At 67.8% G+C, this 23,782-nt stretch carries 22 protein-coding genes; 8 read left to right on the plus strand and 14 right to left on the minus strand.

Translation table 11 applies throughout. The annotated features are described in order from the left end of the window. Positions 1 to 142 precede the first annotated feature (142 nt). Together ACW5F0_RS04715 and ACW5F0_RS04720 are read right to left on the minus strand one after the other, a co-directional pair. Entirely contained in the window at positions 143 to 586 is a 444-nt protein-coding gene (locus tag ACW5F0_RS04715; protein WP_456999166.1) for a hypothetical protein, read from the minus strand. A gap of 546 nt (positions 587 to 1,132) precedes the next feature. Beyond that, positions 1,133 to 1,543, minus strand: coding sequence for an MAPEG family protein (locus ACW5F0_RS04720; protein WP_456999167.1), 411 nt, complete (start codon positions 1,541 to 1,543; stop codon positions 1,133 to 1,135). 534 nt (positions 1,544 to 2,077) lie between these two features. Here ACW5F0_RS04720 and ACW5F0_RS04725 point away from each other — a divergent pair. Continuing rightward, the gene (locus tag ACW5F0_RS04725) at positions 2,078 to 3,112 is read left to right on the plus strand and encodes an integron integrase (protein WP_456999168.1); all 1,035 of its coding nucleotides are present in this window, start codon (positions 2,078 to 2,080) and stop codon (positions 3,110 to 3,112) included. Positions 3,113 to 3,202: 90 nt separating this feature from the next. On the opposite strand, the gene ACW5F0_RS04730 is transcribed toward ACW5F0_RS04725, so the two are convergent. Then, positions 3,203 to 3,682: an Lrp/AsnC family transcriptional regulator gene (locus tag ACW5F0_RS04730; protein ID WP_456965302.1), complete on the minus strand. Its 480-nt coding sequence runs from the start codon at positions 3,680 to 3,682 to the stop codon at positions 3,203 to 3,205. Positions 3,683 to 3,835: 153 nt separating this feature from the next. Between ACW5F0_RS04730 and phhA the strand changes: the two genes are divergently transcribed. From phhA to ACW5F0_RS04750, 4 genes are all read left to right on the plus strand, one after another. After that, positions 3,836 to 4,738, plus strand: coding sequence for a phenylalanine 4-monooxygenase (gene phhA, locus ACW5F0_RS04735; RefSeq protein ID WP_456999169.1), 903 nt, complete (start codon positions 3,836 to 3,838; stop codon positions 4,736 to 4,738). Between the two features lie 287 nt (positions 4,739 to 5,025). Then, positions 5,026 to 7,230, plus strand: coding sequence for a TonB-dependent receptor family protein (locus ACW5F0_RS04740; protein ID WP_456999170.1), 2,205 nt, complete (start codon positions 5,026 to 5,028; stop codon positions 7,228 to 7,230). Between the two features lie 83 nt (positions 7,231 to 7,313). Beyond that, positions 7,314 to 8,327, plus strand: a complete 1,014-nt coding sequence (locus tag ACW5F0_RS04745; protein WP_456965305.1) for a class 1 fructose-bisphosphatase — start codon at positions 7,314 to 7,316, stop codon at positions 8,325 to 8,327. A gap of 307 nt (positions 8,328 to 8,634) precedes the next feature. Further along, on the plus strand, positions 8,635 to 9,345 hold the full coding sequence (locus tag ACW5F0_RS04750; RefSeq protein WP_456999171.1) for a 2OG-Fe(II) oxygenase: 711 nt from the start codon (positions 8,635 to 8,637) through the stop codon (positions 9,343 to 9,345). A gap of 343 nt (positions 9,346 to 9,688) precedes the next feature. On the opposite strand, the gene ACW5F0_RS04755 is transcribed toward ACW5F0_RS04750, so the two are convergent. The 3 genes from ACW5F0_RS04755 to ACW5F0_RS04765 all read right to left on the minus strand — a co-directional run bounded on the left by ACW5F0_RS04755 (position 9,689) and on the right by ACW5F0_RS04765 (position 12,126). Continuing rightward, positions 9,689 to 10,126 (minus strand): response regulator, encoded by a 438-nt coding sequence (locus ACW5F0_RS04755; protein WP_456999172.1) that lies wholly within the window; start codon positions 10,124 to 10,126, stop codon positions 9,689 to 9,691. Beyond that, entirely contained in the window at positions 10,123 to 10,872 is a 750-nt protein-coding gene (locus ACW5F0_RS04760) for a sensor histidine kinase (protein ID WP_456999173.1), read from the minus strand. Before ACW5F0_RS04760 ends, ACW5F0_RS04755 begins: the two co-directional genes overlap by 4 nt. Before the next feature lie 117 nt (positions 10,873 to 10,989). After that, the gene (locus tag ACW5F0_RS04765) at positions 10,990 to 12,126 is read right to left on the minus strand and encodes a PA0069 family radical SAM protein (protein ID WP_456999174.1); all 1,137 of its coding nucleotides are present in this window, start codon (positions 12,124 to 12,126) and stop codon (positions 10,990 to 10,992) included. Between the two features lie 20 nt (positions 12,127 to 12,146). On the opposite strand from ACW5F0_RS04765, the gene cls reads away from it, so the two are divergent. The 3 genes from cls to ACW5F0_RS04780 all read left to right on the plus strand — a co-directional run bounded on the left by cls (position 12,147) and on the right by ACW5F0_RS04780 (position 14,780). Then, entirely contained in the window at positions 12,147 to 13,625 is a 1,479-nt protein-coding gene (gene cls / locus ACW5F0_RS04770) for a cardiolipin synthase (RefSeq protein WP_456999175.1), read from the plus strand. A 112-nt stretch (positions 13,626 to 13,737) separates the two neighbouring features. Beyond that, on the plus strand, positions 13,738 to 14,007 hold the full coding sequence (locus ACW5F0_RS04775) for a hypothetical protein (protein WP_456965310.1): 270 nt from the start codon (positions 13,738 to 13,740) through the stop codon (positions 14,005 to 14,007). A gap of 32 nt (positions 14,008 to 14,039) precedes the next feature. Next, on the plus strand, positions 14,040 to 14,780 hold the full coding sequence (locus ACW5F0_RS04780) for a pyridoxine 5'-phosphate synthase (RefSeq protein WP_456999176.1): 741 nt from the start codon (positions 14,040 to 14,042) through the stop codon (positions 14,778 to 14,780). Between the two features lie 531 nt (positions 14,781 to 15,311). Here the strand turns inward: ACW5F0_RS04780 and ACW5F0_RS04785 are convergent. The 8 genes from ACW5F0_RS04785 to recF all read right to left on the minus strand — a co-directional run bounded on the left by ACW5F0_RS04785 (position 15,312) and on the right by recF (position 23,779). After that, positions 15,312 to 15,725 carry an ExbD/TolR family protein gene (locus ACW5F0_RS04785; RefSeq protein WP_456965312.1) on the minus strand — a complete coding sequence of 138 codons (414 nt, stop codon included), beginning with the start codon at positions 15,723 to 15,725 and terminating at the stop codon, positions 15,312 to 15,314. A 15-nt stretch (positions 15,726 to 15,740) separates the two neighbouring features. Beyond that, on the minus strand, positions 15,741 to 16,166 hold the full coding sequence (locus ACW5F0_RS04790; protein WP_456965313.1) for an ExbD/TolR family protein: 426 nt from the start codon (positions 16,164 to 16,166) through the stop codon (positions 15,741 to 15,743). 27 nt (positions 16,167 to 16,193) lie between these two features. Next, positions 16,194 to 16,940 (minus strand): MotA/TolQ/ExbB proton channel family protein, encoded by a 747-nt coding sequence (locus ACW5F0_RS04795; protein ID WP_456965314.1) that lies wholly within the window; start codon positions 16,938 to 16,940, stop codon positions 16,194 to 16,196. Positions 16,941 to 17,036: 96 nt separating this feature from the next. After that, complete coding sequence (locus ACW5F0_RS04800; RefSeq protein WP_456999177.1) at positions 17,037 to 17,702, minus strand: energy transducer TonB; 666 nt, start codon at positions 17,700 to 17,702, stop codon at positions 17,037 to 17,039. A gap of 144 nt (positions 17,703 to 17,846) precedes the next feature. Further along, positions 17,847 to 19,052 (minus strand): tetratricopeptide repeat protein, encoded by a 1,206-nt coding sequence (locus ACW5F0_RS04805; protein WP_456965316.1) that lies wholly within the window; start codon positions 19,050 to 19,052, stop codon positions 17,847 to 17,849. A gap of 118 nt (positions 19,053 to 19,170) precedes the next feature. Further along, on the minus strand, positions 19,171 to 19,980 hold the full coding sequence (locus ACW5F0_RS04810) for a M48 family metallopeptidase (protein ID WP_456965726.1): 810 nt from the start codon (positions 19,978 to 19,980) through the stop codon (positions 19,171 to 19,173). Positions 19,981 to 20,054: 74 nt separating this feature from the next. Next, positions 20,055 to 22,505: a DNA topoisomerase (ATP-hydrolyzing) subunit B gene (gene gyrB / locus ACW5F0_RS04815; RefSeq protein ID WP_456965317.1), complete on the minus strand. Its 2,451-nt coding sequence runs from the start codon at positions 22,503 to 22,505 to the stop codon at positions 20,055 to 20,057. A gap of 197 nt (positions 22,506 to 22,702) precedes the next feature. Then, positions 22,703 to 23,779: a DNA replication/repair protein RecF gene (gene recF / locus ACW5F0_RS04820; RefSeq protein ID WP_456999178.1), complete on the minus strand. Its 1,077-nt coding sequence runs from the start codon at positions 23,777 to 23,779 to the stop codon at positions 22,703 to 22,705. Positions 23,780 to 23,782 lie beyond the last annotated feature (3 nt).

The raw sequence follows: 23,782 nt of genomic DNA on the forward strand, positions 1-23,782 counted from the left end.
CTCGCGATGGATCGAAGATATCTTCTCGACATCTTCTGGACTAGCACGACGTACGAAAGCGGCCATAGCGGTGCCTAACGCCTGAATTAAGCCGCGCCGCGAAGCGGCGTCGGCTTGAATGAATTGTTAGGCCTAATAGCGACTATTGCTGAGATGGAAACTTGACAGAGATCGCCTTGCTTGCTTTCTCAAAGATATCAGTCTCTGTGGGCTCCCATCGAACCCATTCTCCGGTCTTTTTGATGCGGGTTGCAAAAGCGTGACCGTCGCGTCTGTACGGAGTGCTGTCGTCATGAGACTGGTAGAACTTCTCTCCGTCCGTAGTCCAACCAACTTGCGTCTGAAGAAACTTATCTCCTTCAAGGCTCCAGTCAAATGTCATCAGCATCGTCCATTCGCCGGTGCGCTGCTCGGCGATTGTTGCGCCGCGCCCATCACTGACAAGCAGCAAGTAAATGTTCGTATCTGAATCCCGTCTTACGTACGTGCCGGCGAGATCATCCGCAGACGCTGCTTCAACAGCAGAACCATCCGCACAGCCCGCCAGCAGCATGGCAACAACAACTAATGCTCTTAGGAACCTCATATAACGACCCCTTTAGGCCTAACGCCTGAATTAAGCCGCGCCGCGAAGCGGCGTCGGCTTGAATGAATTGTTAGGCTGCGGCCCCGCAAGAAGTTGGTCCGCTGCCAGTAGACGAAATTGGGCTTGCTGTTCGGGCGAGAGTACGCGGAAAGGTATGGGCATAGCGCCACTCTCGAGCTCAATAAGAAAGCCACGGCTGTAAGTGTGGACTGCCTTCACCTGGACCAAACAACAGAGCCTGGTCCGCCCTTGGTGCGTCTGCTCACACCCGTAGCGTCGATAGTGAAGTCGCATCGGCCGACACGAGACGATTTGTACACGAAGCCGATTGTTGCAACACACTGAAGCGTAATGCGCGCCAAGTGCCGTCTTACTCCGCTCAGCGTGCGTAAGGCATCATCTGTATCGAAGGCGTGCTCCGTTACGAAATGCAGATACTCTCCGAGCCGATAGCGAACTGAGAACTCGATGCGCGACAAGGGATCCATAGCAGCCTAACACCTGAATTAAGCCGAACCGCGAAGCGGTTTCGGCTTGAATGAATTGTTAGGCCGCGGCTGCCGTACCCGAAGCCGCGACCAAGAGGTACCACAAGCCGAGCACTGCCAGAAAGTTGACGGTGAAGACGAGCCCTCTGAGCCGGACGTTGCTGGTAAGAATCTGCACGGCGCTATGAAGGATGCGGCCACCAACGAAAATCCAAGCGAGGGCGACACCTGTCTGGGTAGCCTGGAAATACAAGAAGAAGAGACAGGCGACGTGGAAGAACAGCGGCCACTCGAACTGGTTGGACAGATTGGCGCTGATCCGCGGCTCGATGGCGGACCACGGGTTGCTCCCGTCCGCCTGGCGCCACAAGCCCCACACTGCCGGAGCCCGCGCGACGGTGAGCAGCACGTATAGGAATGCCGTAAGCGCGACATGCGCGGCCATTGGCAGAACCAGAGCTTGCGGCATGGATCAGTCTCCCCGAACTGACGCGATGAGCGGCCTAACGCCTGAATTAATCCGCGCCGCGAAGCGGCGTCGGCCTGAATTAATTGTTAGGCGGCAACTCTGCGTCATTGCAGGATCCATGGCAATGGACGCCGAAACGGTTCCGAGCAGATGCCGTCTGGTTAGCTTCGCCGGATGCCAAGGAAACCTCCAAGAACAAGAAAGGCGCCTAGCAACGTCACTGGCAGAGCAAGAAATGGCTCTACCATGCCGCATGAGGCCTTATTGAAAGTACAGAAGTAGCCGTTGGTGAGAAGCACGGCTGCAACCAGTAGCAGCAAGGCTCCGAATCCGACTGCTAGTTTGGACAGCATCAATCGTGACATTGCCGCCTAACACTAAGTAGATCTCAAAAACGGAATGTAGCAGGTTCCCTTATCCCCGACTTCCGACGCCCGCATCGGAAGAATCCCACCTGAAATCACGTCCTTACGGCCTTCGCACATTGCTGCGCAGCGGTAATGCTTCCGACAAATACCTCATGGACGAGGCGGTATGCCATACCGGGTCAAGAATGAGGCGGTAAACGCGCAGCCCGATGGCGTCGAGAGTGGGGGTGACGCCTCTCCCCAACCACCCCGCCTGCTCGACCAGGTCCGCATTCGCTGTCGGACAAAGCACTACAGCATCCGCACCGAACGCGCGTACGTCGGCTGGGCGCGGCGCTTCATCCTCGCCAACGGGCGTCGCCATCCGCGGGACCTGGGGCTTGCGGAGGTTGAGGCCTTCCTCTCGTCGCTCGCGGTGCAGGACAACGTCGCGGCAAGCACGCAGAACCAGGCGCTGTCGGCCTTGCTGTTCCTCTACAAGGAGGTGCTCGGCCTCGAGCTGCCGTGGGTCGGGTCGGTCACGCGGGCGAAGCGGCCGAAGCGGCTGCCGGTCGTGCTCACGCATGTGGAGGTGCGGGCGTTGCTGTCGCAGATGGATGGTCAGGTCGGCTTGATGGCCTCCCTGCTCTACGGCGCGGGCATGCGCTTGATGGAATCGGTGCGGCTGCGGACCAAGGATGTGGACTTCGGGCGCCGGGAAATCATCGTGCGCAATGGCAAGGGCGGAAAGGATCGGCGGGTGCCGCTGCCGCGCACGGTGGAAGCGGCGCTGAAGGCGCAGGTCGAGCGGGCGCGCGTGCTGCACGCGCGCGACATGCAGCTCGGCTTTGGGGAGGCGTGGCTGCCGCACGCGCTGTCGCGCAAGTATCCGACGGCGGCGCGCGAGTTTGGATGGCAGTGGGTATTCCCGGCGCGGCAGCTGTCGGTGGATCCGCGCAGCGGAACGCGGCGGCGGCATCACGTCGACGAGGCGGTGCTGCAGCGCGCGGTCAAGGCGGCGCGGGTGGCGGCGGGCATCGACAAGCCGGCCACCTGCCACACGCTGCGTCATTCCTTCGCGACGCACCTGCTGGAGTCGGGCCACGACATCCGCACGGTGCAGGAGTTGCTGGGACACAAGGACGTGGCCACGACGCAGATCTACACCCATGTGCTTGGCCGCGGGGCCGGCGGGGTGCTCAGTCCACTCGACCGGGAGTAGACCGGCCCCGGACGCCCTGCTCCGGGCTTCGCCGCCGGGCGCGGTGGCGCTTTACGCGGCGGGCGGCGGCAGGCCCACGCATGGCCCGCCTCATGCCGCAGGCAGCGGCAAGCCGCGCATCGCCTTGACCGTCCGCAGCACGAAGCTCGAGTTCACGTCGCCCACGCCGGGCCGGGCCAGTACGCGGTCCAACAGGAAGCGGGAGAAGTGTTCGAGGTCGGTCACCACCACCTGCAGCAGGTAGTCCATGTCGCCGGTCAGTGCGTGGCAGGTGACGACTTCATCCCATTCGTTCACGCCGCGCGCGAAGTCTGCGACGGCAGCGGCGTCGTGGTGGTTGAGGCGGATGCGGACGAAGGCGGTCAGGCCCAGGCCCAGGCGTTCGGGATCCACTTCGACGCGGTAGCCGGCGATCACGCCGCTGCGCTCCAGGCGCTGCACGCGTCGCAGGCAGGCCGAGGGCGAGAGGTGCACGCGCTCGGCGAGTTCGGCGTTGCTCAGGCGGCCGTGGCGCTGGAGTTCGGCCAGCAGCTGGATGTCGATGCGGTCCAGGCTCTCGTTTGCAGGCATGCAGCATGACTCCAATGGTGTCGCAAGATTATTGCTCGCACACGGCCATATGGCGCAACAAGCGCAACCATATTGCGCCGCGCCCGCGCTAGAGTCGATGGTTCACCGCTTCCATACGCACGAAGCTGCACTTCATCCAAGCCGGAGCCGCCGATGTCCGCCCAAGCCCCCATCCAGCCCCGCCGGGTCGAGAACCTGCACACCGACAAGGGCAAGGTGCCGGTCTACGCCACGGGCGTGGTCGACCAGAACTGGGCCGGTTACACCAGCGAGGACCACGCCACCTGGGCCACGCTCTTCGAGCGCCAGCGCACGCTGCTGGTCGGACGCGCCAGCAGCGCCTTCCTGGAGGCTCAGGACGCGATGGGCATGACGCCCGATCGCATCCCCCGGTACGACGACCTCAACCGCGTGCTGGAGCCCGCCACGGGCTGGCGCCTGATCGGGGTCGAGGGCCTGCTGCCGGAGCTGGATTTCTTCGAGCATCTGGCCAACCGGCGCTTCCCGGTGACGTGGTGGATCCGGCGTCCGGACCAGATCGACTACATCGAGGAGCCAGACCTTTTCCACGACCTGTTCGGCCACGTGCCGCTGCTGATGAACCCGGTGTTCGCCGACTACATGGCGGCCTACGGGCGCGGCGGGGTGAAGGCGCACGCGATCGGTGCCGATGCGCTGCAGAACCTGACGCGCCTGTACTGGTACACGGTGGAATTCGGGCTGATCCGGGAGGCCGGCGGGCTGCGGATCTACGGCAGCGGGATCGTGTCCTCCAGCGGCGAATCGGTGCATGCGCTGGAGTCGGCGGCGCCCAACCGCATCGGCTTCGACCTCGAGCGCATCATGCGCACGCGCTACCGCATCGACACCTACCAGAAGACCTACTTCGTCATCGACAGCTTCGACCAGCTGATGGCGGCGACCGATCCCGACTTCACTCCGATCTACGCGCGCCTGGCGGAGCACGATTCGGTGCCCGCCGGCACGGTGCTGGAGTCGGACGTCGTGCACCATCGCGGCACGGGCGAAGGCTGGTCCACCGACGGCGACGTCTGAGCAGCATCGCGACGCGCGCCCCAGGGTGCCGCTGCAGCGCGGCACCGGCAGCGGCCTCGCGTCGCGATCTCAGCGCGATCGCCATCGCTATCGCAGTCCGTAGCCCGCTCCCTGTCTTCCGCTTCCGGCTTACCGCTTCGCGTACTCCCGCAGGCCAGATTCCCGCATTCACTGCCGTCGTGTGCGCAAACGGCACGACATCGCGACAGCGCATCCGCTCCACAGTGTTCCGCCCCAAAGCCGCCCTGCACACACTTGCAGCACGCCACGCGGGCGACAATACCGGGATGACAATTCCCCCGCGTTCCCTTCTCGCCCGGGCGCTCGTCCTGGCCTTCGCCGTCCCGGCTGCCGCACATGCGGCGCCATCCGTTCAGAGCAATCCAACGCCCGCCGCCGCAGTCGTCGACACTGCCAGCAGCGCGCCCGCGACGGCGCCTTCAGCCGCCACGCCGACCACCGCCGCCGTTGCAGCCACCACCCTCGATCCAGTCATCGTCGAAGCCACCCGGCTGCGCACCGTCCCGGCTTTTGAAACGCCCGCATCCACCGCCACCATCGACCTCTCGGGTGAGCGCGCCAACGCCGACGCCGATGTCTCCGAAGTGCTTCGCGGCATTCCCGGGCTGCTGGCGCGCGATCGCCAGAACCTCGCACAGGACACGCAGCTCTCGATTCGCGGCTTCGGTGCGCGCGCGACCTTCGGCGTGCGTGGCCTGCGCCTGTATGCAGACGGCATTCCCGCGTCGATGCCCGACGGGCAGGGCCAGCTCTCGCACTTCAGCATCGCGGGCGCGGATCGCGTGGAAGTCCTGCGCGGTCCGTTCTCTGCGCTCCACGGCAATTCGTCGGGCGGCGTGGTTTCGATCCACAGCGCCGATGGCCAGGCCGGTGATCCCTGGCGGCTGCGGGCCACGGTCGGCAGCGACGGCACCTGGACGGGTGCTGCGCGGCTGCTCGGCGGCAACGACATCGTCGGCTACAACTTCGCGTTCTCGCGCCTGGACACCGACGGCTGGCGCGACCATTCCGCCGCGCGGCGGGACGTCGCCAACCTCAAGCTCGGGTTCGACCTGGGTGATCGCCGCAAGCTGAGCCTGGTGCTCAACCACGTCGATATTCCCGAGGCGCGTGATCCGCTCGGCCTCACTGCGGCGCAGATGCGCGAGGACCCGCGCCAGGCCGTCGCCAACGCCTACATCTACGACACCCGCAAGAGCGTGCGCCAGTCGCAGGCCGGCGCGGTCTATGAGCACGGGCTGGGCGATGCACACGCGCTGCGGCTGTCGGCATGGGGCGGCGACCGCGAGGTGATGCAGGTGCTGCCGATTCCGCCCGCGCCGCAGGCCAATCCGCTGCATTCGGGCGGCGTGATCGATCTCGACAACCGCTATGCGGGCTTCGATGCACGCTGGTCGTGGAGCGGCAGCCTGGCATCGCGTCCGCTGGAGCTGACCGCGGGCGCCAACGGCGAACGCCAGCGTCAGCGGCGCCGGGGCTTCGAGAACTTCGTCGGCGACGCGCTCGGCGTGCGCGGTGCGCTGCGCCGCGACGAACGCAACGAAGTCGAGACCGAGGACCTCTATGCGCAGGCCTGGTGGCAGGTTGCGCCGCGCTGGTCGCTGCTGCTCGGCGCGCGCCACAGCGAGGTCACGTTCACCTCGAACGACCGCTACGTCAGCGCGGGCAATCCCGACGACAGCGGCCGCGTGGAGTACTCGAAAACCTCGCCGGTGGCCGGCGTCACCTTCGCGCCGTCGGAGCACCTGCGGCTGTACGCCTCGGTCGGCCGCGGCTTCGAGACCCCGACCTTCAACGAACTCTCCTACCGCGCCGACGGCGGCGCCGGCCTCGCCTTCGGCCTGCGTCCGGCGGTCAGCGACAACCACGAGCTCGGCCTGAAGTGGCGCACGCCCACCGGCGGCCTGCTCGAGGCAGCCCTGTTCCGCGCCGACACCGACGACGAGATCGCGGTCGCGACCAACGTCGCCGGGCGCAGCAGCTACCGCAACGCCGGCAGCGCGCGCCGCCAGGGCGTGGAGCTGTCGTGGCTGCAGCCGCTGGGCGAGGCCTGGGACCTGCAGCTGGCGGCCACCCAGCTGGAGGCGGAGTTCCGAGGCGGTACGGCGGCCGACGGCGGCACCAACATCGCCGGCCGCATCCCCGGCGTGCCCGAACGCCACGCCTTCACCCGCCTGCAGTGGCACGGCGGCCCCTGGAGCGCGGCGTTCGAGGCCGAAGCCATGGGCGATGTGATGGTCAACGATGCCGGCACCGGCTCGGCACCCGGCTATGGCCTGCTGCACGTCGAGGCGTCGCGGCGCTGGGCCACCTCGGCCGGCCCCGTGCGCGTGTTCGCGCGCATCGACAACCTGCTCGACCGCGAGCACGTCGGCTCGGTGATCGTGAACGAGGGCAACGGGCGCTTCTACGAGCCCGGCGCCGGACGCGGCTGGCTGCTCGGCCTGGAGTGGCAGTTCGACCGCCGCTGACGCGCGGTGTAGTCGAGCAGGCCCCTGCATCGCCCCGCCCCTTGGGCGACAATGACGGCGTCTCCCACCCTCACAGGTCCGCGATGTCCAGCCACGTCTCCCTCACCCGCCACCTGATCGAGGAGCAGCGCGCCGGCCGCATCAACGCCGACCTGCGCCAGCTGATCGCAGTGGTCGCGCGCGCCTGCACCAGCATCTCGATCGCGGTCGGCAAGGGCGCGCTTGGCGGCGTGCTGGGCGATGCCGGCACCGGCAACGTGCAGGGCGAGGCGCAGAAGAAGCTCGACGTGCTCAGCAACGAGATCCTGCTCGAGGCCAATGCCTGGGGCGGGCACCTCGCGGCCTGCGCCTCGGAAGAGATGGAGCACTGCTTCCCGATCCCCGACGCCTACCCGCGCGGCAACTACCTGTTGCTGTTCGATCCCCTGGACGGCTCCAGCAACATCGACGTCAACGTGTCCGTGGGCACCATCTTCTCGGTGCTGCGCTGCCCCGAGGGCACGAACGCGGCCTGCGACGAGGACTTCCTGCAGCCGGGCAGCGCCCAGGTCGCCGCCGGCTACTGCGTCTACGGCCCACAGACCACGCTGGTGCTGACCTTCGGCCACGGCACCCACGCCTTCACCCTCGACCGCGAGCAGGGCATGTTCGTGCTGACGCGCGAGGCGATCCGCATTCCGGAAGAGACGAAGGAATTCGCGATCAACATGTCCAACCAGCGCCACTGGGAGGCGCCGATGCAGGACTACGTGCGCGACCTGCTGGCCGGCAAGGAAGGCCCGCGCGGCAAGGACTTCAACATGCGCTGGGTCGCCTCGATGGTGGCCGACGTGCACCGCATCCTGACCCGCGGCGGCATCTTCATCTATCCCTGGGACCGCAAGGATCCGTCCAAGCCCGGCAAGCTGCGCCTGATGTACGAGGCCAACCCGATGTCCTTCCTGGTCGAGCAGGCCGGCGGCGCCGCCACCAACGGCCGCGACCGCATCATGGACATCGCGCCCACGCAGCTGCACCAGCGCGTCCCCGTCTTCCTCGGCTCGAAGTCCGAAGTCGAAGCCGCCACCCGCTACCACCGCGACCACGACGCCCACTGACCGCCGACTGCCTGGTCGACTGGCTGTGGGAGCGGCTACAGCCGCGAAAAGCTTTCCCGCGTATCAACGCAGAGGAAGCAGAAGCCCAAGAGCTTTTTTGCCACGGATTTACGCGGATAAACGCGGATCGAGCCGAGGCCAGCCTGCAGTCCAGAGCCCACCCCGACAGTTTGGCCAGAAGCCCATTTGAGAAAAGAACCCCTACAGCGCACGCCCCAACACTCGCCTCAGCCAGATCCGCGTTTATCCGCGTCAATCCGTGGCAAAAGCCGCTCTTCAACCCCCACTGCCAGCAGAGCCTCCCACGATGACCCAAAGCGCCACCGCAGATTTCATCGAAGTCACGCCGGGCGCGCTTGACGCCGCGACCTGCGCCGCCATTGTCGAGCGCATGCGCGCGAGCGATGCGCTGCAGCCCGGCCGCGTGGGCAGCGGCGTGTTCCCCGAGCTGAAGAACAGCCGCGACATCGCCCTGGCCGGCCGCGCCGACTGGGCCGACGTCGAGCAGGCACTGAACGTGGCCGTGTACCGGGGCCTGCTCGCCTACATCCGCCGCTGGCCGCAGGTGCTGATCGCGCCGCTCATGCTGCAGCAGCCTGGTACCGATGGCGCGCTGCGCCGGCTGCACGCCGAGGACATCGCCGCCATGGACGACCGCGCGCTCGGCCAGCTGGCCATGGCCTGCCTGCGCCCCGGCAGCGTGAACCTGCAGTGGTACACCGCGGGCCAGGGCGGCTATCCCTACTGGCACTGCGAGCTCTACCCGCGCGACCCGCAGGCCGAGACACTGCACCGCCACCTGCTGTGGACGGTCTACCTCAACGACGGCTTCGAGGCCGGCGAAACCGAGTTCATGTTCCAGCAGCGCAAGATCAAGCCGCGCGTGGGCGACCTGCTGATCGCCCCGACCGCCTTCACCCACACCCACCGCGGCAACCGCCCCGAAGGCGGCGACAAGTTCATCGCCACCAGCTGGATCCTGTTCCACCGCGCCGAAACCCTGTTCCCCGCCACCTGACGCCTGCTTTTGTGGGAGCGGCTACAGCCGCGAAAGGCTTTAAAAGCCTTTGCCACGGATTACGCGGATAAACGCGGATCAAGCCAAGGCAAACGTGGCGAGCGGAGCCCAGCCCGACAGTTGGCAAAGAGCCCATCTGAAGAAAATCCTGCGGCGCGTTCCGCCGGCGCTGGCCACAGCCAGATCCGCTCTTGCCTGCGCAAATCCGTGGCCAAAAAAGCTCTTCGCTTTTTCGTCCCTTTGCTCTAAATCCGCTTGAATCTGCCCGTCATCGGCGTGGATCGGTGGCTGCGGCTTTTCCGATCGCGGCTATAGCCGCTCCCACATTGGCCCCTCCCGGAGCTCAGCCTTCGCGCGGGTGGTTCAGCATCAGCCAGTACATCCCGACCTGCTTCACCGCCCACATGAACTGGCTGAAATCCACCGGCTTGCGGATATAGCTGTTGGCGCCCAGCGAGTAGCAGGCCTCGACGTCGAAGGGTTCGGTGCTGGTGGTCATCACCACCACCGGCAGGCTGCGCGTGCTTGCGTCGGCGCGGATCGCCTGCAGCACTTCGCGGCCGTCCATGCGGGGCATGTTGAGATCGAGCAGCACCAGCGACGGTTGCTCGTGGCGTGGGCGATCGGCGTAGTCGCCGCGGCCGAACAGGTAGTCCAGCGCTTCGGCACCGTTGCCCACCACGTGCAGCGGGTTGGCGATCTTGGCCTGGGCGAAGGCGATGCGGGTGAGCTCGACGTCGTCGGGGTTGTCCTCGACCAGCAGGATCGGGCGGTTGCTCATGAGGGCGTTCCGTCCTCCGTCGCCGGCAGTTCGACGTGGAACACGCTGCCCTCGCCGGCCACCGTGTCCACGCCGATGCGCCCGCCCAGGCGCGCCGCGATGCGCTGGGCGATCGCCAGGCCCAGGCCGTGGCCACCGCCCTCGTCGGGACCGTGCACGCGCTGGAAGGGTTCGAAGGCGCGCTCGGCGTGGCGCGGGTCGAAGCCGCTGCCCTGGTCGCGCACGTGGATGCGGACGATGTCGCCATCGCGCTCGGCGTCGACCGCGATCCGCACGGCGTCGCGGCCGGCGGAAAACTTCCAGGCGTTGTGCAACAGGTGGTCGAACAGCTGCTTGAGCTGGCGCTCGTCGGCGCGCACGCGGATGTCCGGCTGCACCGTGGCCTCCACCTTGCGGCCGGGCTCGGCGTCGCACAGCTCCACCAGCGCCCAGTCGGCCAGCAAGCTGGCGTCGAGATCGGCGATCTCGAGGTGGTCGTGCGAGGCGCGTGACAGGGCCTGCAGGCCATCGATCAGCCCGGCCATGCGCGTGGCGGCGGCACGGATCCGCGCCAGGTAATCGCGACCCGTGGCATCGAGCGCTTCGCCGGCATGGGCGTCGAGCATGGTCGCGAAGCCCTCGATCGCGCGCAGCGGCGCACGCAGGTCGTGGGCGATGCCGTAGGACACGAGGGTCTGGTCCTGCAGCACGCGGGCGAGCTCGGCTTCGCATTCCTGGAGCCGGGCGCCCACATCGACGGCCGGCATCCCGGCGCGGCGTGCTGCACGGTGTAGTTCCGCCGCGACCCCTCCCGGGGGGGGCAGTCCGCGGCTCAGATCCTCTTTCATCGCGAGACCGTACACCACGACGGCGTAGCGGCGGCGTTAGGGCATCGGGGGATGGAACAGGCTGCCCTGCGGCGAAGCCGCGTCAGCGCGGGGCGGCACGAACCGGCTGCAGTCCAGGGCCGGCTGCGGCATGAATCCCAGCTGTCGATGCGCACGTGCGAAGCGCGCCGCGAGCAGCTGCGCGAATGGCCCCTCGCCCTTCATGCGCGAGCCGAAGGCACTGTCATAGTCGCGGCCGCCGCGCATCTGCGCGACCAGGCTCATCACGTGCGCGGCGCGCTCGGGGTAGTGCTGGTCCAGCCACTCGCGCCAGATCTCCTTGAGCTCATGCGGCAGGCGCAGCAGCACGTAGGAGGCCGCACTGGCGCCCGCCTCGCGCGCGGCCAGGAGAATGGCCTCGAGCTCGCCGTCGGTGATGGCCGGGATCACCGGCGCCACCATCACGCTCGCCGGCACGCCGGCGGCATGCAGGCCGGCGATCGCCTTCAGCCGCGCATGCGGCGCCGATGCCCGCGGTTCCATCCGTGCGGCGAGGCGGTTGTCGAGCGTGGTCACCGACAGCGAGACCTGTACGAGGTTCTGGCGGGCCATCGGCGCGAGCAGGTCGAGGTCGCGCAGCACCAGCGCGTTCTTGGTGATCAGGTGCACGGGGTGGCGCGTTTCGGCGAGCACTTCGAGCAGCTCGCGGGTGATGCGCTGGCGCCGCTCGAGCGGCTGGTAGGCGTCGGTATTCACGCCCAGGGCAATTGGCGAACACCGGTAGCGCGGCCGGGCAAGCTCGGCGCGCAGCAGCTCCGCGGCATTGGTCTTGGCGAACAGCCGGGTTTCGAAGTCCAGGCCCGGCGACAGGTCCAGGTAGGCATGGCTGGGGCGGGCGAAGCAGTACACACAGCCGTGCTCGCAGCCGCGGTAGGGATTGACCGACTGGCTGAAGCCGATGTCCGGCGACTGGTTGCGGCTGATGATGCTGCGCGCGCGTTCGGTGGTCACCACCGTATCGGGTCCGGGCTCGAGCGCTTCGCCGCTGGCGTCGTTGAAATCGTGGCCCGAGCCCCAGCCGTCGTCTTCGCGGCTGGCACTGCGCTGGTCGAAGCGTCCGGCCACCCGCGAGCCCGCCCCGCGCCCCTTCAAGGGACCCTGGGCCGCAAGCCTCGCTTTGCCGTCGTCGCGCATCGGGCTAGCCTACGGCCACGGTGTCGCAGCTTCTGCGACGGGGGAACGCTCTGGACGCATTGCACCACGCCTGGCAAGGCCTGCTGTCGATCCCCCGCTTGGGGACCTGGCTGCTTGCGGCCTGGGCCGCCTACCTGCTGCTGCTGGGCGGCTGGATCATCCTGCAGAAGCGCGAGCCGGTCGCTACGCTGAGCTGGCTGCTGGGCCTGGCGCTGCTGCCCTACCTGGGCTTCTTCATCTACCACGTGCTGGGGCCGCAGCGGATCAAGCGCCAGCGCCTGCGCCGGGCGCGCAGCCGCGAGACGCTGCCACCCGAGGACTTCTTCGCCGATGCCGCCCACGCCGATGCCGCCGAGCTCGCGCGCCTGGGCCAGGCGACCACCGGCCTGGCGCCCTCGAGCGCGCGCAATGTGCGTCTGCTGGTCGACGGCGCCGCCAAGTACCAGGCGCTGCTGGCCGACATCGCCAAGGCGTCGAAGCACGTGCACCTGGAGTACTACATCTACGAGCCCGACCGCACCGGCACCGCGCTGCGCGACGCCCTGGCCGAGCGTGCCCGCGCCGGCGTCCACGTGCGGCTGCTGGTGGACGCGATCGGCTCGGCGCGTTCGCGACGCTTCTTCCAGCCCCTGCTCGACGCCGGCGGCGACGTGGCGTGGTTCCATCCGATGCGCCTGGGGCACGTCTGGCGCCGGCCGTGGGCGAACCTGCGCACGCACCGCAAGATCGTGGTGATCGACGGCCGCGTTGCCTACACCGGCGGCATGAACGTCACCGACGCGCAGGACGAACGCCTGGGCGACGCCGCCTACCGCGATCTGCACCTGCGCCTGGAAGGCGAAGTCGTGCGCACCCTGCAGCTGGTGTTCTGCGAGGACTGGGCCTATGCCACCGGCGACCGCGATTTCCTCTCCAGCGTCGCCACCGACACGCCACGCGAGGCCGCGCCTGGCCCCGTGCGCACGCAGGTTCTGGTGTCGGGGCCGGACTCGCCCTGGGAGGCGATCCACCGCATGCACGTCTCCGCGATCCAGGCGGCCAAGACCCGCGTGTGGATGACCACGCCCTACTTCGTGCCCGGCGAGGCCGCGCTGATGGCCCTGAGCTCGGCGGCGCTCGCGGGCCTCGACGTGCGCCTGCTGGTGCCGCGCGAGAGCGACTCGAAGCTCGTCACCCTCGCCGCCCGCTCCTATTTCGGCCCGCTGCTGGTGGCCGGGGTGAAGATCCACGAATACGGCCCGCGGATGCTGCACAGCAAGTCGCTGCTGGTCGACGACGCACTGGTGCTGATCGGCAGCGCCAACTTCGACCACCGCAGCTTCCGGCTCAACTTCGAGGTCTCGGTGCTGTTCGACGATCCGGGCCTTGCTGCGGAGCTCGCGGCGCTCATCGAGGGCGAGTTCGCGCATGCACCGCGCGTGCAGCAGGGGCGCCACCGCGGGCTGCTGCGTGCGCGCCTGCCCGAGGCGCTGGCACGGCTGATGTCCCCGCTCCTGTAGCGATGCAGCCCGCGGAATTGCGACCGGCGGCACGCTGCCGCCGCCGGGCGGATGCGCAGGCGGGCGCTGCCCCGGGCTAGACTTCGATTCCCGGTTCCCGCGGAGGCGTGCGATGCCCTGGTTGTTCCTGCTGCTGGCCGTGGCCGCGTTCGCGGTGGCGCTGAATTCCTCTTCGATGGCACTGGCCGTCGTCTGCCTGTTGGTTGCGCTGGCCGCCACCGTGGCCTGGGTGCTTGGCCTGCTGGCGCAGCGCGTGGGCAACCAGGCGCGGGACGATTCCATGATGCTCGACCCCGTGGAGCTCAAGCGGCTGCGCGACCAGGCTGACGCCCGCCGCGCCGGCGGCGCCGCGAACGCAGGTGCCGAGACGCCGCAGTCCTGAACCGCGGTGGACGGCAGCGTATCCTGCCGGCCATGACCCGCCTCAGCGTCAACCTCAACAAGATCGCGGTGCTGCGCAATTCGCGCGGCGGCGCCGAGCCCGACGTGCTGCGCGCCGCGCGCACCTGCCTGGATGCCGGCGCCCACGGCCTCACCCTGCACCCGCGCCCCGACGCCCGCCACGCACGCGCGGACGACGTGATGGCGCTGGCGGCGCTCGCCGTCGAGCGCGGCATCGAGCTGAATCTCGAGGGCAATCCCTTCGCCCCGCCACGCCCGGGCTATCCGGGCTTCATCGCCCTGTGCCGCGAGGCACGTCCGGCGCAGGCCACCCTGGTGCCAGACGACGACGGCCAGATCACCTCCGACCACGGCTTCGACTTCGCCCGCGACGGCACCCGCCTTGCGCCCCTGGTGGCCGAACTCAAGGCGCTGGGCTGCCGCGTCAGCCTGTTCGCCGACGCCGGCAGCGCCGTCGAAGCTGCCGCCACCACCGGTGCCGACCGCATCGAGATCTACACCGGCCCCTTCGCCGACGCACACGCGACCGGCAACGCCGCCGCGGCGCTTGCCGCATGTGCCGACACCGCACGCCGCGCGCAGGCCGTAAGCCTCGGGGTGAATGCCGGCCACGACCTCAGCCAGGACAACCTCCGCGATTTCCTCGCCGCGGTCACCGGCATCGAAGAAGTCTCGATCGGCCACGCCCTCATCAGCGAAGCCCTCTACGAAGGCCTGGCCATCACCGTCTCCCGCTACCTCGCGCTGATGTAGTCCGGGCGCGTCGAACGGCGGGAAGAGCTTTCTTGGCCACGGATTTGCGCGGATAAGAGCGGATCAAGCGGATAGGGCAAAGGCGTAAACGAGAGCCAGCTTCCGCGGGGCCGGTGACGTTCCGTCATCCCGAAGATCCGGCAGGTTGCCGCGACAAGATCCGCGTCATCCGCGCAAATCCGTGGCCAAAAAGGCTCTTCGCTCTTATCTCCTTAGCCCTCACCCACCGATCCATTTCTACTCCGCCGTAGCTTCTCGCTTCCGGCCCCCCGGCTCCCTGCTCCTCGCCTTCTACCATCGTCGTCTGCTCTCTGCTCTCTGCTCTCTGCTTTCTGCTTTCTGCTTCTACCTTCAACTTTCTTCTCTTTGCTCTCCGCTTGATGCGCTCTTATCCGCGCAAATCCGGGGCCAAAGAAGCTTTCTGCTTTTCCCACACACAAAAAAACGCCGCCCTTTGGGGGCGGCGCAAGAAAGCAAGCGTGATGTCCGGTCCGGCGCGCTGCAGGCGACGCCGGGCGGATCGTGCGGTACTCAGTTCTTGACGAAACCGATCTTCATCATCTGCGCGTTCTTGGCTTCGGCGAGGACCTTGGTCAGCACGCCGTAGTCCGCGCTTTCGTTCACGTCGAGCTGCAGCGTCGGCTGGTTCGCGGGGTCACGCTGGACCTCGCTCTCCATCATGCTGCGCAGCGCCGTGACCGGCACCGGACTGTCGTTCCAGAAGACCTGGCCGCCGCCGTCGATCCGGAGCTTGATCGGCTCCGGCGGCTCGACCGGGTTGTCCGGACGATTGACGGACCGCTGCGGCAGGTCGATGTCGATCGGATACGACAGCTGCGGCGCGGTGACCATGAAGATGATGAGCAGCACCAGCATCACGTCGCAGAGCGGAATGATGTTGATGTCGGCCATCGGGCCTTCGCCGGCGTTGGAAGAAAAAGCCATGCTGCTAACTCCGGGTCAGTTGCTCTCACGGGTGGCGACGAAGCCCACCTTGCGCATGCCAGATTTCTGCGCGAGGTCGACGACTTCCTTCACCATCCCGTACTTCGTGGTCTTGTCGGCGCGGACGTTGACCGCCGGCTGCGGTGTCTTCTGTGCCTCGACCGCCAGCGAACTCTCCAGGAGCTGGAGCGTGACCGGCTGGTCGTTGAGGAACACCTCGCCATTGTCGGTCACCGCGACCGTGATCGGCATCGCTGCCGGCGCGGTCTCGGGACGCTCGTCCAGGTTGGCCTGCGGAAGCTCGACCTTGACCTTGTGGGCCATCAGCGGTGCCGTGACCATGAAGATGATCAACAGCACCAGCATCACGTCGACCAGCGGCACGATGTTGATCGTGGCGTTGACCTTGTCATGGCCGCTACCGCTTGATGTGTAAGCCATGTCGGTTCTCCGTAAGGCCTTGCGCGATCAGCGCTTCTGCTCGCCGACGCGCGAACCGGTGGCGAAGAAGTCGTGCAGGTCGTGGGCGAAGGTGTCGAGCTTGTAGTTCAGGCCGCGGTTGAGGCGGACGAAGAAGTTGTAGCCGAGCACCGCCGGGATCGCGACGCCAAGACCGATCGCGGTCATGATCAGCGCCTCGCCGACCGGACCAGCCACCGCGCCGATGTCGGCCTGGCCGCTGGCGCCGATGCGGATCAGGGCGCGGTAGATGCCCCACACGGTACCGAGCAGGCCGACGAACGGCGCGGTCGAACCGACGGTGGCGAGCACGGTCAGGCCGGCCTCGAGCTTCAGCGACTCGCGGGTCACGCCTTGGCGCAGCGCGCGGTCGACGAACTCGGAGCGGTTGAGCGACTCGACCAGGCGCGAACCTTCGTGGCGCTGGTGGTGCGCGGCCGCCTGGGCGGCATCAAGGGCGACCTTCGAGAAGGGCTCGCTCCTGGACTCTTCTTCCATCGCGCGGATCGCGTCCTGCGCATTCTGGGTTTCCCAGAACGTGGTGATCACGCGGTCGGCGCTTCCGCGCAGGCGCATGTGCTTGATGGCGTTGAAGATGATCCAGTAGATCGACATGGCCGACATGATCAGGAGGGTGATGAGCACCACCCAGCCGACGGCATCCATGTGTTGGACCATGTCCGCGAAGCCCATCTGCTGGAGCGCAGCGGCATTGCCGCCGCCGGCGGCGGGGACGTTAGTGGTTTCCTGCAGCATGACGCTTACCTTCTAGATGTTGTGGTGTTGGAAAGTGTGAAGCGGGCACAGCGGTGTTGCATGTGATGCGGTGGCGCGCCAGGGGCGCGCCGCCGGTCAAAGGACGAAGTCCACCGGGACGCGGACGCGGCCGGCCACGGGGACGCCGTCGCGAACCTCGGGATTGAAGCGCCACCGGCGCGCGGCGTCGATCGCGGCGCGGTCGAGGTCGCGGTTGCGGCTGGACTTCTCGACCGACACGTTGGTCACGTTGCCGCTGGCATCGACCTCGACGATCAGGATCACCTGGCCGGTGATGCCCGAGCGCAGGGCCGCCGGCGGGTACTTCGGCGGGTTCATGCTCTTGGACGACGGGTCCACGCTGGCGCCGATGTTGGGCGTCGGGGCCGGCGGGGCAGGCGGGGCCGGAGGCGGCGCCGGGGTGTCCATCGGCGACGGTTCGTCGAAGACCACCGGCGGCTCTTCCGGCGGCGGCGGCAGCTGCGTGGGCTGCGGCGGCACCAGCTCGCGGATCGGCTGCGGCTCCGGCGGCTTGGGCGGCGGCGGCGGCGGCGGCGGCGGGGGCGGCGGCGGCTCGATGATCACCACGCGCGTGACCTGCTCCTCCTCCGGCGCCGCGCCGGGCGGGTTGACCGGGGCCAGCAGGAGCAGGACGGCGGCGGCGTGGAACGCCACCACCATGGTGAAGCCGGCGATACGCGCCCAGTTCAGGCCCTCGTCCTGGTCATTGTTCCGGTCGGGGGTCGTGGCGTGCTGCGTCATGCGGGGAACTCGTCTCTGGCCGGGCCGCGAGCGCCCCGAGTGTTGTCTGGACCCGCACGCGTGTTCTGCGCGGGAATTCCCAAGCTTATACCAATCTTGGCGCTCGATTCCACCGCGCCGTCCACCTCAATGATGCGCACGATGTCAGCGCGCAAGCAGCTTGCGCGCCTCTTCGGGATTCGTCAGGCCCTTGTCCAGTGCCTTCTGGGCCGCGGCCTTCGATTCGGCGTCGCGGCCTTCGTTGCTGAGCGCCTTGGCGAGGTTGAGGTAGGTGTTGCCATCCTCGTCGAGCGGAGCCGCCTTCTGGTAGAACTCGATCGCCTTGTCGTGCTGGTCGCTGAAGTAGTAGGCCTGGGCCAGCAGCGCGTAGGTCTTGTAGTCGCCCGGCAGGATGCCCTTCTGCAGGCCATCGTTGAGCACCTCGATCGCCTTGGGCTCACCGCCGTCGGTGTTCAGGAGCAGCGCCGAGAGGTTGCGGTAGTCACGCTCCTCGGTCAGGTCGCCGGACTGGCGCAGGCGCTCGTAGACGGCGATCGCATTGGGGTAGTCGTCTGCCTGCAGGTAGACGGTGGCGAGGTTGAGCTGGGCGCTCTTGTCTCCCGGGGTCTGCGTGGCGATCTCCTCGGCCAGGGCGGCCGCTTCGCTGGCACGGTTTCCTTCGGAGTACACGGCCAGCAGGAGCTGGCGCGCCTCCGGGCTGGCGTCCGCCTTGCCGCGTACCAGCGGCTCGAGCACGGTCGCGGCCTCGTCGAAGCGGTCCATGCGATAGAGGATGTTGCCGCGCAGGACCTGGAGGTCCTGCTTGTCCGACTTGGTCTCGGCGAGCAGGCGGTCGAGCGTGGCGAGCGACTCGGCGTACTGGTCGTCGCGGAGCTGCAGCTGCGAGAGCATGAACATGCTGCTGAAGTGCTCGTTGTTGCCGAGGCCGTCGAGCTCGATGGACTGGCGCAGGTAGTCCTTGGCGCGCACCGGATCCTCGTCGATCAGGAGGTCGGCGATCAGGCGCAGGGTGATCGCGCGCTCGTAGGCGTTGGCGCGCTCGTCACCCAGCACATCGGCACCGGCGGCCTCGGCAGCGGCGACGTCGCCTGCCTGCTGGGCTTCGGAGACGGCGTTGATCTTCGGCGTCAGGCGCGAGCTCGCGCTCAGGCCCGGGTCCTTGCGCGTCGCGGCGGGGTATTCGGCCTCGGCCTTTTCCTGGGCGCCACCGCGGCTGCCTTCACGGGCCGCACGGCGTTCGGCGAGGCGTTCGGCTGCCGTCTGCGCATGGGCGTCGGCGATGCCGCCGATGGCAAGCGCGGCGATGACTGCGGAAACCAGGAGATGACGATGGCTGGAGAGTGCGGACATGTGGGCCTCGGGGTATGCAACGCACGCGTCGACTTGTGCCGGTGCGCGCTCGGGGGATGCAAAGCTAACAGAACCGGTGCGGGTGGCGCGACCGCACCATCGGACGATGGCGCAATGTTCAGCCGCAGGCAGGGCGACGCCCGGCGCTGCGCGCCGCTTCCCACGTCGGCACGAGACCCGTCGCGCGCGACTGCAGCTCACCGATGCGTGCGGCGGGGTCGGGGTGGGTCGACAGCCATTGCGGCGAACGGTTGCCGCTGCTGGCCGAGATCATGTTCTGCCACAGGTTGACCGCCTGGCGCGGGTCGAAGCCGGCTTCGGCCATCAGCCGCTGGCCGACGACATCGGCCTCGGACTCCTGCACGCGGGAACCAGGCAGGAGGAACGCCGCCTGCAGCGCGGCGCCACCCAGCTGGTTGGTGGTCTGGGTCGCGCCCTCGCCGTAGCGCGAGCCGACCAGCGCGCCGACCACGCCCAACCCTGCCTGCGCGCCCATCTGGCGGGTGATGCGCTCGTCGTGGTGGTTGGCGATGACATGACCGATCTCGTGCGCGATCACCGCCGCGAGCTGGTCCTGGTTGCGGGCCACGCTGAAGATGCCGGTATAGACGCCGACCTTGCCGCCGGGCAGCGCGAATGCGTTGGGGTTGTCGTCGACGAACACCGCCGATTCCCAGGCGATCTGGCGCTGGGCCGCCGGCAGCTGCGCCACCACGGCGCGCACCACGCAGTCGACGTAGCGCTTCTGGGCCGCGTTGCCCGTCTGCTGCATCGTCGCCTTCTGCTCGGTGAAGGCCTGGGCGCCAAGCTGGTTGAGCTGCTCCTGCGACACCGCGCCCACGTACTGGGTGCGGCCCGTGGGCGACGTCGTGGTGGCGCAGGCCGCGACCGCCAGGGTGGCGACGACGGCGGCGGCAAGCGGAAGCATCTTCATGGCGGCGTCCTGGTTGGGCTTCGTGTTTTGTAGACGCCGCCACCTGAAGGCGGCGTCAACCGGCCCGGTCAGACGTCGAGGTTGGACACCCTCAGGGCGTTGTCCTCGATGAAAGCGCGGCGCGGTTCGACCACGTCGCCCATCAGGGTACTGAAGATCTGGTCGGCGGCAACCGCATCTTCGATCGTCACCTGCAGCAGGCGGCGGGTTTCAGGATTGACCGTGGTGTCCCACAGCTGCTCGGGGTTCATTTCACCCAGGCCCTTGAAGCGCTGGATCTGGCGGCCCTTCTTGGCTTCCTCGAGCAGCCAGGCCTGGGCCTGGGCGAAGCTCGTCACCGGCTGCGCGCGGTTGCCACGCATGATCTGCGCACCCTTGCGCACCAGGCCGTGGAGCAGCGAGGCGGCGTCGCGGAGCGAGCGCAGCTCGCCCCCCTCGAAGGCCGAGAACGGCAGCACCTGCACCGCGTCCACGCCCATGTGCCGGCGATGTACCACCAGCGCGGGGCCGGCGAGCTCGTTGGCCGGCTGGAACTCCAGGGAGTAGCGCGGCTTGCCGAGGCCGGTTTCGTTGAGGCGCTGCTCGAGCAGTTCGAGCTCGTGGCGCTCGTCGACGTTGCCGGCCAGGGCCTCGGCGTCGAGCGGGGTGAAGTTCATCAGCGCGGCGAGCACCTCGGGGTCGTAGCGCCAGGCGTTGCGGGCGATGGTCTCGCGGGCCGCGGCGTAGGCCAGCAGCAGCTTCTCCAGCGCGCCGCCGGTGATGCCGGGTTCGCCCTCGGCCGGGACCAGGGTCGCGCCCTCCACGGCGTTGCCGGCGAGGTAGGCGTCGAGCGACGCGTCGTCCTTCAGGTAGATCTCGGTCTTGCCCTGCTTGATCTTGTACAGCGGCGGCAAGCCGATATAGATGTGGCCGCGCTCGATCAGCTCCGGCATCTGCCGGTAGAAGAAGGTCAGCAGCAGGGTGCGGATGTGGGCGCCGTCGACGTCGGCGTCGGTCATGATGATGATGCGGTGGTAGCGCAGCTTGTCCGGGTTGTACTCGTCCTTGCCGATGCCGGTGCCCAGCGCGGTGATCAGCGTGCCGACTTCGGCCGAGGCGAGCATGCGGTCGAAGCGCGCGCGCTCGACGTTGAGGATCTTGCCGCGCAGCGGCAGCACCGCCTGGTTCTTGCGGTTGCGACCCTGCTTGGCGGAGCCACCGGCCGAGTCACCCTCGACGATGAAGAGTTCCGACAGCGCCGGATCCTTCTCCTGGCAGTCGGCGAGCTTGCCCGGGAGGCCGGCGATGTCCAGCGCGCCCTTGCGGCGGGTCAGGTCGCGGGCCTTGCGCGCGGCTTCGCGGGCGCGGGCGGCGTCGACGATCTTGCCGGCGATCGCCTTGGCTTCGCTCGGGTGTTCCTGCAGGAAGGCCTCGAGCTTGGCGCCGAAGGTCTGCTCGACCACCGGGCGCACGTCGGAGCTGACCAGCTTTTCCTTGGTCTGCGAGGAGAAGCTCGGGTCGGGCACCTTCACCGACAGCACAGCGATCATGCCTTCGCGCATGTCGTCGCCCGACAGCTGCACCTTGGCCTGCTTGGCGATCCCGCTCTGCTCGATGTAGTTGGTGAGCGTGCGCGTAAGCGCGGCGCGGAAGCCGATCAGGTGGGTGCCGCCATCCTTCTGCGGGATGTTGTTGGTGAAGCAGAACATGGTCTCCTGGTAGGAGTCCGTCCACTGCAGCGCGACCTCGACGGTGATGCCGTTCTGCTCGCCGATCACCGAGATCACCTTCGGATGCAGCGGCGTCTTCAGCTGGGCCAGGTGCTCGACGAAGGATGCGATGCCGCCCTCGTACTGGAACACGTCGCGGCGCGATTCGCCGCGCTCGTCGCTGAGGGTGATCTTGACGCCCGAGTTCAGGAAGGACAGCTCGCGCAGGCGGCGCGCCAGCACTTCGTAGTGGAACTCGACGTCGCTGAAGATCTCCGTGGCCGGCTTGAAGCGCAGCGTGGTGCCACGGCGGCCGTTGGAGGGGCCCACTACCTTGAGCGGGTACAGCGGCTCGCCCAGGGAGTATTCCTGGACGTGGTGCTCGCCGTCGCGCCAGATATCGAGCCACAGGTGCTCGCTCAGCGCGTTGACCACCGACACGCCGACGCCGTGCAGGCCGCCGGAGACCTTGTAGCTGTTGTCGTCGAACTTGCCGCCGGCGTGCAGCACGGTAAGGATCACCTCGGCCGCCGAGATGTGCTCTTCCTTGTGGATGTCCACCGGGATTCCGCGACCGTTGTCCGACACAGAGACCGAGCCATCCTCGTGGATCGTGACATTGACGTCGTCGGCGTGACCGGCCAGGGCCTCGTCGATCGAGTTGTCGACAACCTCGAACACCATGTGGTGCAGACCGGTGCCGTCGTGCACGTCGCCGATATACATGCCTGGGCGCTTGCGGACGGCCTCGAGGCCACGCAGGACGGTGATCTTGCTGGAGTCGTAGCCGGTGTTCGCGGCCTCGGGGGTGTTGCCGGTGTCTTCGGTCATCTGTGTCTTTCTGGCATTGGGATCGCCCAGCAATGGCCGACGCGGCACGGCCGGCGCAGGACACATTACTTATAGGGGCTTGAGGCGGGCATTATACCAGTTTGCGTCCCTTGGCAAGGGCTTTGAACCAAGCCGCACGGCAGGCCAACCCCACGGGAGCACCCCAGTCGATGCGGGTGGTTCCACGTGAAACAAAGTCACTGGACTGGAACCACTTGCCCATGTTCCACGTGGAACATGGTGGCCGGTGCGCCCAGCTGCAGCGGGTCGGTCCCGGTAATGAAGGCCTGCGCTGGAATCGACGCCAGGAACGCCAGCACCCGCTCGCGATGGACCACGTCCAGCTCCGACGCCAAGTCATCAAGCGCGATGACCGGCCAGTCGTCGCGTTCGGCGGCGCAATCCGCGGCCTGCGCAAACAGACAGGACAGGGCCGCGAGCTTGGCCTGCCCGCGCGAAAGCGCTTCTCCCTCCCCTTTCCCCGCCAGCCGCAGCTTCCAGTCGGCGCGGTGCGGTCCGACAGTCGTGTGGCCCAGCGCCTGGTCGCGCTCGCGGGCGACCGCCAGTGCGTCGCCCAGGGACAGGCTCGACCGCCGCCAGCCAGGCTCGAAATCCACAGACATCCGCCCGAGCGTGGGCGCCAGGGCAGCGGCCACGGGCGCAAGGCGCTCCTGCAACCGCTCCAGGTACTGTGCGCGCCGCCGCGTCAGCTCTTCGCCCGATCCGGCCAGTTCTTGGTCCCAAGCCGAGATCTGCGCTCCGGAGGCCCCCGACTTCAGCAGGGCGTTGCGCTGCTTCAGCGCGCGGGAGTAGCGCCGCCACAGCGGAAGGAAACCCTGTTCCACGTGGAACAGGCCCCAGTCCACGAAACGACGCCGCGGCTCCCCGCCCCCCGACACCAGGGCGTGGCTGCCGGGCTCGAAGGTCACGACCATGAAGGCTGCGCAAAGCTCACCCAGGTGTCCGACCGGCTCACCATCCAGCCGGGCTTCCCAGCCGGCGCCGGAATGGCGGAGACCGGCACGGTGACTGCCCTCTTCCCCTGCAACGCGCCATTCGGCGAACACTTCCACCGCTTCCCGCCCGGTACGCACCAGACCGTCGCGCACCCGGCCGCGGAAGCTGCGTCCGTAGGCCAGCAGGTGGAGACCCTCGAGCACACTGGTCTTGCCGGCGCCGTTGGGCCCGGAGAACAGGTTCAGCCCGGGCCCTGGCTCCAGGGCAATATCCGTGAGGTTGCGCAGGTCGCGCACATCGAAGCGGGTCAGATGCACTGC

The organism is Luteimonas sp. A534 (genome assembly GCF_054072805.1).